The following is a 12231-nucleotide window of genomic DNA, read 5'->3' on the forward strand; positions in this document are numbered from 1 at the left end:
CGCCGCCATCCGCGAAGGCCTGGCCCGCAGCCGCGCCCGCGACGCCGCCGCCGGCCGGTCGCTCTACGGCCCGCACCGCTCCGACCTGACCGCCCTGCATCGCGCCAAGAACCGCCCCGCCGCCGAGGGCTCCTCGGGCGAGCAGAAGGCGCTGGTGCTCAACCTGATCCTCGCCCAGATCACCCGCCTGTCCGACCAGCCGGCCCCGCCGGTGCTGCTGCTCGACGAGGCCCCGGCCCACCTCGACACGGCCCGCCGCGCCGCCCTGTTCGACGAGATCGAGGCCCTCGGCCTGCAGGCCTTCCTGACCGGCACCGAGGCGGAACTGTTCGCGCCGTTGCGGGGGAGGGCGCAGTTCGTGCGGGTGGAGGGCGGGGCGCTGACGGTGGAGTAGCTGGCTCGTCTCCTCCCTGTTCGCGCAGCGAATGGGGAGGGGGACCATGCGAAGCATGGTGGAGGGGCGCCCGCCGCGCCGCCGTCCTCCCCCTCCGTCGCGGCGCGAAGCCGCGCCGCGCCACCTCCCCATCGCTGCGCGACAGGGAGGAGACGGAATGTGCGGACACCGCCCCGAAAACAGTGCCTTCTCGCCCCGTGTCTTCTCGCCCCTGCGCGACCCCGACCCGACCTTTTCGACCCTCCCGGACCACCCGATTGGATCCCATTGCACGGCCTGCGACCGTTCCTGACGCAGGCGCGTGCTTTCTATGCTCTGTCCACTCTGGGCGGGTCTTTGACAGGGTTCATCCACATCGCCGCCGCGCCCCGAAGGCCGGTTCCGGGGCCGCTCCCGGACGTCTCCGGGAATCGCTGGACAGGGGCCGCATTTCTTCCCGCGGAACACACCACTCCCGCCCCTCACGCAACGCCGCTTTTCCTCGCAATTCCGCCCCGATTTCCTATATGTTGAGGGCCTCGGCGCGACCCGGATTCGCGCCCTGAAAACCGTCCGTTCAAGGCGGCCCCGCCGCCGCCTTCACAGGCCCTCCCCGAGGGCGTTTCACCGACCGAATATATGACCGAGAACACCGAGACCGCGCGCAACGTCGACACCGCCGAAGAGGCCGCCTACGGCGCCGATTCCATCAAGGTCCTCAAGGGCCTGGACGCGGTGCGCAAACGCCCCGGCATGTATATCGGCGACACCGACGACGGCTCGGGCCTGCACCACATGGTCTATGAGGTGGTCGACAACGCCATCGACGAGGCCCTCGCCGGCCACGCCGACCTCGTCCAGGTCATCCTCAACGCCGACGGTTCGGTGACCGTCACCGACAACGGCCGCGGCATCCCCACCGACATCCACGAGGGCGAGGGCGTCTCGGCGGCCGAGGTCATCATGACCCAGCTCCACGCCGGCGGTAAGTTCGACCAGAATTCCTACAAGGTCTCGGGCGGCCTGCACGGCGTCGGCGTCTCCGTCGTCAACGCGCTCTCGGACTGGCTGAAGCTGGTCATCTACCGCAACGGCAAACGCCACGAGATGAAGTTCGCCCGCGGCGACACCGTCGAAAGCCTCAAGGTCACCGGCGACGCGCCGATGCGCGACAACGGCAAGGTCCTGTCGGGCACCGAGGTCACCTTCTACCCGTCGGTCACCACCTTCGCCCACATCGACTTCGACCTGAAGACGCTCGAGCATCGCCTGCGCGAGCTGGCCTTCCTCAACTCCGGCGTGGTCATCAAGCTGCAGGACCATCGCGGGGCCGAGAAGTTCGAGGAGATCCTGCACTACGAGGGCGGGGTCGAGGCCTTCGTGCGCCACCTGGACAAGTCCAAGACGCCCATCCTCAAGGACGTCATCGTCATCCGCGGCAAGAAGGAAGGGATCGAGATCGATCTCGCCCTGTGGTGGAACGACAGCTACCACGAGACCATGCTGTGCTTCACCAACAACATCCCCCAGCGGGATGGAGGCACCCACCTGTCGGCCTTCCGCGCCAGCCTGACCCGCGTCATGGGCGGCTATATCGACGCCGCCGGCGCCGCGAAGAAGGAAAAGGTTTCGGTCTCGGGCGAGGACGCCCGCGAGGGCCTGACCTGCGTCCTCTCGGTCAAGGTGCCGGACCCAAAATTCTCGTCCCAGACCAAGGACAAGCTGGTCTCGTCCGAGGTCCGTCCGGCCGTCGAGGGCCTGTGCTCCGAAGGCCTGTCGACCTGGTTCGAGGAACATCCGGTCGAGGCGAAACTGGTCGTGGCCAAGATCATCGAGGCCGCCGCCGCCCGCGAGGCCGCGCGCAAGGCCCGCGACCTGACCCGGCGCAAGACCTCGATGGACATGGCCTCCCTGCCCGGCAAGCTGGCTGACTGTCAGGAACGCGATCCGGCCAAGTCCGAACTGTTCATCGTCGAGGGCGATTCCGCCGGCGGCTCGGCCAAACAGGCCCGCAACCGCGAGAACCAGGCTGTCCTGCCCCTGCGCGGCAAGATCCTCAATGTCGAGCGTGCGCGCTTCGACCGGATGCTGTCATCCGAACTGATCGGGACGCTGATCCTCGCGCTCGGCACCGGCATCGGCCGCGACGACTTCAACGCCGACAAGCTGCGCTATCACAAGATCATCCTGATGGCCGACGCCGACGTCGACGGCGCCCACATCCGGACCCTGCTGCTGACCTTCTTTTATCGGCAGATGCCCGAGCTGATCGAGCGCGGCCACGTCTATATCGCCCAGCCGCCGCTCTACAAGGTCGCCAAGGGCAAGCAGTCCCGCTACCTCAAGGACCAGGCCGAGATGGACTCCTACCTCATCGAGGAGGGCTCATCCGAGGCCGAGCTGGACCTGCCGACCGGCGAGCGCCGCACCGGCCTGGATCTGCAGGCGCTGGTGCGTGAGGCCAAGGCCTTCAAGGCCGGCGTCGATCGCCTGTCGCAACGCGCCCCGGCCTTCGCCATCGAACAGTCGGCCCTCGCCGGCCTGTTCGACGAGGAGGCCGCCGATCCGGCGAAGGCCGCCGCCCGCCTCAATCTCTACGCCGAGGAAGGCGATGGCGACTGGACCGGCCAACCGGGCGCGCAAGGGGCCGTGGCCTTCGAACGCGTGCGCCGCGCCGTCACCGAACGCATCGTGCTGGAAGAGGCCCTGATCCGCTCGCTGGACGCCCGCCGTCTCGCCGAACGCTCGGCCGCCTTCGAGGGCCTGTTCGACAGGCCCGCCGTCTTCCGCCGCAAGGACAAGGCCGTCACCGTCCGCGGGCCGCTCGACCTGCTCGAGGCGGTCCTCGACGCCGGCAAGAAGGGCATCGCCATCCAGCGCTACAAGGGCCTGGGCGAGATGAACCCTGAACAGCTGTGGGAGACCACGCTCGACGTCAACGCCCGCACCCTGCTGAAGGTGCAGGTCGAGCATCAGGAGGACGCGTCCGACCTGTTCGCCAAGCTGATGGGCGACGTGGTCGAGCCGCGCCGTGAGTTCATCCAGGCCAACGCCCTCGACGCGGCGGTCGACGCCTGACGATCAGGTCGAGGGGGGCCTCGCCTCGACAAACGCCCTGATCGTCGGCCAGTGGGGCGGATTGGCCCGCACGCCGTCGCAGGCGATCTCCTTCAGAATGCCCGGGATCGTCCCGTCGCGGGCGTTCAACCAGTCGCTCTCGTCCGGATATCGGCCCGACTCGACGCCGTCGGCGCCGTACTCGACCGACAGGGTGCTGCGCCACTGCTTCGGTCCGCAGCGGAACTCATAGGTGTCGACGGTGTGGCTCAGGTCCCCGGCCTCGCCCCGCAGCGGCACGATGGCCAACTGGACGCGGGTGATGTCGCCCTCCACCACGATGCTGTCGACGTCGGCCATATAGGCCGAGTTGGCGCTGCGCGAGAACGCGTGCCAGGTTTCGGCCGCCGCCGGCGTCGCAAATCCCAGAATCGCCAGCCCCGCCAGTATGACTCTCATGATGATCTCCCCGGTTCCCCCGACGCCATGATGCGCCGCTGAACGGCTTTGGCAAGAGCGCCCGTCAGGCCGCCCGACGGAGCCCCGCCGGCGTCGCCAGCAGCGGCTCAAGCAGCCATTGCGCCAGATGCCGCACCACCGGCACGGCGACCCCGTCGCCGGTCAGATGGCAGGCGGCGCTGTATGAGCCGGGCAGATTGTAGCTGTCGGGCAATCCCATCAGCCGCGCCGTCTCACGCGCCGACATCAGCCGGGACCGGACGCGCCCGCCCTCGACCACCAGCAGGGTCTGACGGCTCGACCCGCCGCCCGGAGTCCGCAGGCAGCCGGCGACGTCGAACCGCACCTCCGCGCGCTGGACACGCCCGCCCGCCGCATCGCGACGCGTCCGCCGGTACAGCCCCCCGACGCAGCGCTCGCCCGTCCGCCGCGCCGCCTCGACCTTGGCCAGATTCTTCGGCGACATCAGCGTCAGCAGCCGTTTCGTTTCCGCGGCCGAATGCCAGCGGACGCCCGACGGCGCGGTTTCGATCACCGATCCCAGGCTCGCATTCGAAACGCCGGGTTCCGGCAGCCGCCACCAGACCATCCGGCCCTGCAACTCGCCCGGCAGCCGCTCGACCGCGCGGCGCAGGGCCGGTGTATGAAACGGCCCCCCGGCCGCGGGCGTCGTCAGGGCCGGGTCGAGGATCGCGTCCTCGCGCACGCCGATCACGAACAGCCGCGGCCGGGACTGCGGCAGGAACCGGTCGGCATTGATGACCAGGGCCCCGCACCCGTAGCCGGCGTCGGCATAGGTCCGGCAGATGACCTCGAAATCCCGCCCTCCGTGCGAGGTCAGGGCGCCGCAGACATTCTCGACGGCCACGATCCGCGGCGCCCGACCGTCGTCCGCCAGCGCGCGCGCCAGACTCCAGAAGTCGTGAAATGTCCCGGACCGCTTGCCGCCCAGTCCCGCGCCGGCTCCCGCCAGCGACAGGTCCTGGCAGGGAAACGAGCCCCACATCAGGTCCGCCGTTCCGGGCAGATCGGCCGCCGTCAGGCCCGCGATATCGCCGACGCGCAGTCCGGCGTCGCCCCAGTTGGCGCGATAGGCCGCGGCCTTGGCCGGATCGAAGTCATTGGCGAACAGGCAGCGCCAGGTCTCGCCCAGACCCGCGCGGACCATGCCGCCGCCGGCGAAGAACTCGTAATAGCCCCCCGGCGCGGACTCTCTGACGGACGATTCGGCCATTCCGGGACGCTGACCCGGCGGCGGGCGGAAGTCCACAGACGCTCCGACGCCGGAAAAGTCTCAGGTCGCTAAAGCTTGGGAAAGGGTCGGCGGGCCATGGTCGGCGGTCACCACGGAATCGACATGCCCTCAGCGAAGCTTGTTCTCGTCGCCGTACTGCTTTTCGTGCTCGCCATCCCCGGCGGTGCGGAGGCTGCGACCCAGTCCCGCGAGAGCCGCGTCGAGCTGGCCGAGCGCGTCGAACAACGGGCCGCCGCCACCAGCTTTCCGGCGCTTGAAGCCTTCGGTGAATCCGCCCTGACCCACTCGGGCCGCGAAGGCCTGAACCGGCTCTACCACGTCATGTGGATCACGCTGAACCAGGGCGATTTCGAGCGGGCCACGGTCTGGAACAACCGCCTCGCCGCCGCCGCCCTGGCGCGCCGGGACGAACGGTACCAGATGATCGCCCGGCTCAACGCCCTGACCATCCGCTACGACAGCGGCGACAACGCCGCCGCGGCGGAGATGAGCCAGATCGCCCGCACCACCGCGGACTGGTTCGTCAAGGCGCACGCCATGCGCCTCAGCGCCCTGGCGCTGATGGATCAGGACCGCATCGGCGAGGCGCTCCGCCTGCTGACCGCGGCCGACGCCGACATTCCCGATGACGCGCCCTATGCCGACACCGCCCGGGCCGGACTGTGGGAAGTGACGGGCATGGGCCTCATGAAGCTGAACGATATCGAGGGGGCGACCACGGCCTTTCGCCGCTTCGAGATCGACTTCTCCAACCCCGCCTATCCCCGGCCCGATTTCGACGCCCTCTACAACCTGACGCGCCTGTCGGTCCAGGTCGGCGATCAGGAACTGGCCAACCAGCTCTATGCCGCTCACCACCGGCTGTCCGTGCGGGCCGGGCTGGAGAGCCTCATGGTCTATGACGCCAACCTGTGCGCCATGGTGGCCGACGGCGGCGGCGACTCGCGCGGCGTCCTGAACTGCCTCTCGCCCTATGGGGCCGATCTCGGCGCGGCGGGCTTTTTGGCTCCGCAGATGCTGCCGTCGCGGGCCCTCGCCTATGCGCGGACCGGCCAGCTCGGCCTCGCACGCCGCGATCTCGCGGAAATCCGACGCCGGGAAGCCGCCGGCCTGTTCCGCGAGGAGGGCTTTTCGGAAGTCCCGCGCGTCGAGGCCGCCCTGCTGTTCGCCGAAGGTCGGACCCGCGAGGCCTTCCAGCGGCTCGAGGCCTATTACAAGGCGCGTGAGGTCCAGGGCGCGCGCCGGTTCAGCGCCGGCATCGGACAGGTCACGGGCGACATGCAGGAACAGCTGGCCGAGCGCCGCCGGCAGCTCGACACGGCCCGGACCAACACCCGGCTGCAGAAGGACGTCATCAGCTCCCAACGGTGGATCGTCGGCATCGCCGTGGTCTTCATCCTCACGGCCGCGGGCCTGCTGGTCTGGCAGTGGCGCTCGGCCGGGCACCTGCGTCTGGCCCGTCGGGCCGCCGAGGAGGCCAGCCGGTCGAAGAGCGACTTCCTCGCCAACATGAGCCACGAGATCCGCACCCCCCTGAACGGGGTGGTCGCGATGGCCGACGCCCTGGCCCGAAGCGATCTGGGTCCGCGCGAACGCGAGATGGTCGATATCGTCCGGTCTTCCAGCGACACGCTCGAACGCCTGCTCTCGGACATTCTCGACACGGCCAAGATCGAGTCCGGCCAGATCATGATCGAACCGGCGCCGTTCCATCTGGCCGACGTCGTGCGCGAGACGGCCGCCCTGTGGCGGCCCAAGGCTGAGGACAAGGGCGTCGCCCTGGTGATCGAGATTGCGCCCGGGGCGGAGCGGCGGGTCCATGGCGATGTGGTGCGCATCCGCCAGATTCTGACCAATCTGGTCAGCAACGCGCTGAAATTCACGGCGGAGGGCGAGGTCCGGCTGAGCGTCGAGGATGGTGCCGACGACCGTGTCCGTTTCACCGTGACAGACACCGGCGTCGGCTTTGAACCGGACCAGAAGGCCCGCATCTTCGGGCGTTTTCATCAGGCTGACGGCTCGATCACACGTCGGTTCGGCGGCACGGGCCTTGGCCTGACCATCTCGCGCGAGCTGGCCGAACTGATGGGCGGCGGCCTCGATTGCGACAGCGAGCCGGGCGTCGGCTCCCGGTTCTGGTTCGAGGCGCCCTTGCCGCTGGCGGCTGCCGAGCAGGCCGTCGAAGCGCCTGTGTCGGAGACCGGGTCCGATGCGGTCCCGCTGCGGATTCTGCTGGCGGACGATCACCCGGCCAACCGCAAGGTCATCGAGGTCCTGCTGTCGGGCGCCAGCGCCGATCTCGTCTGCGTCGTGGACGGCAGCGAGGCCGTGGAGGCCTTCAGGGGCGGCGGCTTCGATCTGGTCCTGATGGACATGCAGATGCCGGTGATGGACGGCCTGACCGCCACCGCCGAAATCCGCGCCGTCGAGCAGCAGCGCGGCTGGGGCCGTACGCCGGTGCTGATGCTGACCGCCAACGCCATGCCCGAGCATATCGAGGCGGGCCGCAAGGCCGGCGCGGACGGCCACCTCGCCAAGCCGGTGACCATGGCCACGCTGTTTGCCGGCATAGACCAGGTTCTGACCGCCGCGACGCCGGAACTCGACGCCGAGGCGGCCTGACCGTCAGGCGCTCGTGACGTGGGCGCGGCAGGTCATCAGCGGCTGGATGCGCCGCCCGAAATCCTCGATCCCCTGCTCGAAATCGTCGAAGGTCAGCAGCACCCCGGCCGTGTCCGGCACCGTCGCCACCTCGTCCAGCATCCGGGCGATCGAGGCGTGCGAGCCGACCAGGGTGCCCATGTTCAGGTTCACCGCCGCCTTCTCGGCGGCCAGCTGCTTCGTGTTGGTGTCTTCTGACGTATTGCCGGACGCCTGGCCGACCAGCCAGGCCACGGCCTCCTTGTCGACACCGTCCCGGTAGCGCTCCCACTTGGCCATGGCCGCCTCATCGGTCTCGTCGGCGATGACCATGAACAGGATGTAGGCGCTGACGTCCCGGCCGGTCTTTTCCCTGGCCGCCCGCAGCCGCTCGTTGACGTCGGCGAAGGCGGTGGGGGTGTTGGTCCCCTTGCCGAGGGCGAAGCTGTAGTCCGCATATTGCGCCGTAAAGGCCAGGCCCTCGGTGCTCGAGCCGGCGCAGATCAGCTTGGTGTCCGTCGCGCGCGGACTGACCCGGCAATCCGTCATGGTGAAATAGTCGCCCTTGAAATCCGACACCCCGGTGTCGAACAGGTCGCGCAGGATCTGGGCGTATTCAGCCAGGTAGTTGTACCGGTCCTTGTAGTGTTTATCGCCCGGCCACAGGCCCATCTGGCTGTACTCGGCCTCGGCCCAGCCGGTGATCAGATTGATGCCGAACCGTCCCGGCGCGATGGAGTCGATGGTCGCGGCCATCCGCGCCACGATCGCCGGCGGCATGGTCAGGGTGGCGGCCGTGGCGAACAGTTTGATCCGGTCGGTGACGGCGGCCAGCCCGGCCATCAGGGTGAAGCTCTCGAGATTGTGCTCCCAGAACTGCGTTTTGCCGCCGAAGCCGCGCAGCTTGATCATCGACAGGGCGAAGTCGAGGCCATAGCGGTCCGCCGCCTGGGTCACCTTCTTGTTCAGCGCGAACGACGGCATGTACTGCGGCGCCGTCTCGGAAATCAGCCAGCCGTTGTTGCCGATGGGAATGAAGACGCCGACTTCCATGGGGTGATCCTTCAGCAGGGCAGGGGTTCGCCCGAGAGAAAGGCGACCAGGGTCGCATTGAACGCATCCGGAACCGTCGCCGTAAAGGCATGACCGCCCCAGGGCGCGACTTCGAGCACGGCGTTCGGCAGACGGTCCGCCATCCGGCGCGAACACAGGGACGGGACCAGCATGTCATCCGCGCTGGCGCTGATCAGCACCGGACAGGCGACCCCGCCCAGCCGGTCATCGATGTCGAAGGCCAGCAGGGCGTTGATCCGGGCCAGCATGGTGTCGCGCCCCTGGAAGCCCGCGAGGTGATGAACCTCCTCGTCGGCCAGCCGCGCCGCGTTCTCCGAGATCCAGTCCGCCGGATACAGGAACAGCGGCTGGGCGTGGACATAGGCCTCCGGCCCGCTGTCGTTCAGCAGGCCGATCCGGGTGCGGAAACAGCGGGCGATGTGCGGGTCCGGCCGGCTCCAGCCGTTGACCACCGCGAGACTGAGCACCTGCCACGGGCGGTCCAGCGCCAGCTGCAGGGCCGCCAGACCGCCGGCCGCATGGCCGACGACATGCACCGCCTCACCCCCGAGGGCGTCGATGATCGCGGCGATGTCCCGCGCCATGTCGGACACAGCATAGGGCGAGGGCAGGACTCGGTCGCTGCGACCCGTGCCGCGGTGGTCGTACAGCACGACCCGGAACCGCGCCGTCAGCGCCTCCATCTGCGGCGCAAAGAAGGCGCCCGAGCCGCCCAGACCCGCCGACAGAAGCACCACGTCCCGGCCGTCGTCCGGCCCGGCGCTGTGGACCTCGAAATGGACGCCGTCGACGCGGCCGGTCTCGATCAAGGTCAGCGCTGCCCGATGTGGGCGATGGAGGCGATCTCGACCAGGAAGTCCGGGCGCACCAGGCCGCAGACGATGCAGAACCGCGCCGGCTTCTCGCCCGGGAAATACTCCGCATAGACCTTGTTCATGGCCGCATAGTCGGCCCAGTCCTTGAGGAAGATGTGGTTCATGGTGACGTCGTCCATGGTCCCGCCGGCGGTCTCGATGACGGACTTGATGGTCTCCAGCACCGCGCGCGTCTGTCCCTCGGCGTCGCCGACATGGGCGACATTGTTGTCCTTGTCGAAGGCCAGGGTCCCCGAGACATAGACCACTCCGTCGGCCATCGTGCCGGCTGAAAAGGGGGCGATCGGCGTCTGCGTGCCGGGCGGGGTGATGACGGTCTTGGGCATGGTCGTCTCCTGTCAGGCGGTCGGCGCGATCTGCCCGACGACGCCCTTGAAATCGGCGACGCTGGAGACCCAGCCGAAGAAGGTTTCGATGTTGTAGAGGGCGGCCTGCTGCACGAATTCCGGCCCGGCCTGATGGGTGGCGTCCTCCAGCACGACGCCGAAATATTCGAGGAAGAAGCCGTCGCGCAGGGTCGATTCCACACAGACGTTTGTGGCGATGCCGACGAAGACCAGATTGCGGATCCCCCGCGACCGCAGCACGCTGTCCAGCTGCGAGTTGAAGAAGCCGCTGTAGCGCGTCTTGTGCAGCACGATGTCGCCCGGCTCGGGCTTCAGCGCCTCGACGATCTCATAGTCCCAGCCGCCGCGCGCCAGAAGCCGGCCCAGCAGCTCGGGTCGCGCCCGCATGGTCTTCAGGGCGTTGGACTTGTGCCAATTGGGCGAGCCCGGCCCGCCCGCCTCGACATAGTCGGGGTCCCAGCCGTTCTGGAAATAGATCACCGGCATGCCAGCCCGCCGCGCGACCTCCAGCACGCCGCGGCTGTTGTCGATCACCCTCTGCGCCCCGGAAATGTCGAACCCCGCCAGGTCGAGATAGCCGCCCGGCGAGGCGTAGGCGTTCTGCATGTCGATGACGATCACCGCCGTCCGGCTCACCGCCAGCGGGATCGGCTCGGGCCGGGCGGGCAGGAGGAAGGTGTCGTCGGCCGGGGCCATGCGTCGGCAATTCCTGCGATTGATCGGCGGCCACCATGGCATAGGCTGCGGCGGCGCCAAACTGTCCGGGGCGCGGAGCCGATCCCATCATGTCCGACCGTCTGCCCGACGCCTCGCTCGACCAGCTCTTCCTGACCGCCCGCACCCGCAACGCCTGGTCGCCCGAGACGGTGTCACAGGCGCTGATCCGCGAAATCTATGACCTGGCCAAATGGGGTCCGACGTCGGGAAACTGCTGTCCCGGCCGCTTCCTGTTCCTGACCAGCGAAGAGGCCAAACAGCGGCTGTCGCCCTTCATGTCCTCGGGCAACCGGGCCAAGACGCTTCAGGCGCCGGTCAATGTCATCATCGGCTACGACCTCGATTTCGCGGAGAAGCTGCCGGTCCTCTATCCGCAGAATCCGGGGGCCGCAGGCTGGTTCGCGGATCCCGCGGTCGCCCGCGAAACCGCCCTGCGCAACGGTTCGCTGCAGGGCGCCTATCTGATGCTGGCGGCGCGATCGCTGGGGCTGGATTGCGGCCCGATGTCAGGCTTCAAGGCCGCGGGCGTCGATGAGGAGTTCTTCGCCGGCACAAGCTGGCGGACCAATTTCATCTGCAACATCGGCTACGGCACGGACGAGAACCTGCACCCGCGCAACCCCCGCCCGACCTTTGACGAGGCCTGCGCGATCCTGTGAAGGCGGGCTCTCAATCCGGAGCCGGGCCGCCCTCCCGAGCGGATGGGCCGTCGCCGGGAGCCGGGAAAAACACCTCCCCCAGCGATCGGGTCTCGGGCAGGATATAGACGATCCCGGTCGTGCCCTGAAATGCGGACTGCACGATCTCCTCGTAGAAATCGGCCGGCACGTTCACGCAACCATACGAGATCCGGTTGTCTTCGGCGGTGGCCGAGGCGAGGCGCTGCAGGCGCCGGTCTGCCGCCCGGGTGGTGATGACCGGATGCAGGGACAGGGCGGCGTCGTAGTCGATCCACAGAATGCCCTTGCCGCCGAGGTTTTCGCCCATCGAAGCCAGGAACCGGCCCGCCGGGGTGATGCGTTCCCCGGGCGCGATGGCGGACAGGGGGCGGTCGCCGATGCCGGCCGGCGAGACGTCGCCCCGCGCCAGCCCCAACAGCACCGGGGCGGATCCGAGCAACGCGCCTTCCCGGTCGAAGACCAACACCTCGGCGCCGACCTTGTCGATGATCAGGAAGGGCAGACCCTGATTGTCGGCCGTGGCGAGGACCCACGCCGTGAGCTCCCGGGCGGCGGACGAGGCGACCGCTTCGGCCGGGCCGCCCGGCGACCGGGAACGTTCGTCGGCCAGGCTGGGCGCCGCGAACAGCAGTCCCAGCGCCAGCCCGGCCGTCGCCGCCCGCCACAGGCACAGGCTCGCGGTCAATTGCGATCCTGTTTGGGCGGATAGACCGGGACGAGCGGCGGCGGGGGCGCAACCGGCGCGGCGCGTCGC

General features: G+C 68.8%; 10 protein-coding genes and 1 pseudogene. 4 read left to right on the plus strand and 7 right to left on the minus strand.

All coding sequences use genetic code 11. From position 1 onward, the window contains the following. Window positions 1-394 (plus strand): annotated as a pseudogene (locus tag QQJ79_RS13215) (DNA replication/repair protein RecF); the annotation flags it as partial. Between the two features lie 618 nt (window positions 395-1012). Continuing rightward, window positions 1013-3451 (plus strand): DNA topoisomerase (ATP-hydrolyzing) subunit B, encoded by a 2439-nt coding sequence (gene gyrB / locus QQJ79_RS13220; protein WP_284223388.1) that lies wholly within the window; start codon window positions 1013-1015, stop codon window positions 3449-3451. A gap of 3 nt (window positions 3452-3454) precedes the next feature. On the opposite strand, the gene QQJ79_RS13225 is transcribed toward gyrB, so the two are convergent. Next, window positions 3455-3889, minus strand: coding sequence for a surface-adhesin E family protein (locus QQJ79_RS13225; protein ID WP_284223389.1), 435 nt, complete (start codon window positions 3887-3889; stop codon window positions 3455-3457). A gap of 64 nt (window positions 3890-3953) precedes the next feature. Beyond that, entirely contained in the window at window positions 3954-5123 is a 1170-nt protein-coding gene (locus tag QQJ79_RS13230; protein WP_284223390.1) for a DNA cytosine methyltransferase, read from the minus strand. 123 nt (window positions 5124-5246) lie between these two features. Here QQJ79_RS13230 and QQJ79_RS13235 point away from each other — a divergent pair, with 123 nt between their 5' ends. Then, on the plus strand, window positions 5247-7766 hold the full coding sequence (locus tag QQJ79_RS13235) for an ATP-binding protein (protein WP_284223391.1): 2520 nt from the start codon (window positions 5247-5249) through the stop codon (window positions 7764-7766). A gap of 3 nt (window positions 7767-7769) precedes the next feature. Here QQJ79_RS13235 and rutA read toward each other — a convergent pair whose 3' ends face one another. The 4 genes from rutA to rutB are packed head-to-tail and all read right to left on the minus strand — an operon-like array spanning window position 7770 to window position 10776. After that, window positions 7770-8837, minus strand: coding sequence for a pyrimidine utilization protein A (rutA, locus tag QQJ79_RS13240; RefSeq protein WP_284223392.1), 1068 nt, complete (start codon window positions 8835-8837; stop codon window positions 7770-7772). Window positions 8838-8848: 11 nt separating this feature from the next. Further along, window positions 8849-9664 carry a pyrimidine utilization protein D gene (gene rutD, locus QQJ79_RS13245; RefSeq protein ID WP_284223396.1) on the minus strand — a complete coding sequence of 272 codons (816 nt, stop codon included), beginning with the start codon at window positions 9662-9664 and terminating at the stop codon, window positions 8849-8851. A gap of 5 nt (window positions 9665-9669) precedes the next feature. Further along, on the minus strand, window positions 9670-10059 hold the full coding sequence (gene rutC / locus QQJ79_RS13250; protein ID WP_284223393.1) for a pyrimidine utilization protein C: 390 nt from the start codon (window positions 10057-10059) through the stop codon (window positions 9670-9672). Between the two features lie 12 nt (window positions 10060-10071). Next, window positions 10072-10776, minus strand: a complete 705-nt coding sequence (rutB, locus tag QQJ79_RS13255; RefSeq protein WP_284223394.1) for a pyrimidine utilization protein B — start codon at window positions 10774-10776, stop codon at window positions 10072-10074. An 89-nt stretch (window positions 10777-10865) separates the two neighbouring features. Between rutB and QQJ79_RS13260 the strand changes: the two genes are divergently transcribed. Further along, entirely contained in the window at window positions 10866-11456 is a 591-nt protein-coding gene (locus QQJ79_RS13260) for a malonic semialdehyde reductase (RefSeq protein WP_284223395.1), read from the plus strand. A 10-nt stretch (window positions 11457-11466) separates the two neighbouring features. Here the strand turns inward: QQJ79_RS13260 and QQJ79_RS13265 are convergent. Further along, the coding region (locus tag QQJ79_RS13265; RefSeq protein ID WP_348521798.1) for a hypothetical protein at window positions 11467-12231 on the minus strand (765 nt) is incomplete at its 5' end.

The sequence above is a fragment of the Brevundimonas denitrificans genome (assembly GCF_030160755.1).
Taxonomy (GTDB): domain Bacteria; phylum Pseudomonadota; class Alphaproteobacteria; order Caulobacterales; family Caulobacteraceae; genus Brevundimonas; species Brevundimonas denitrificans.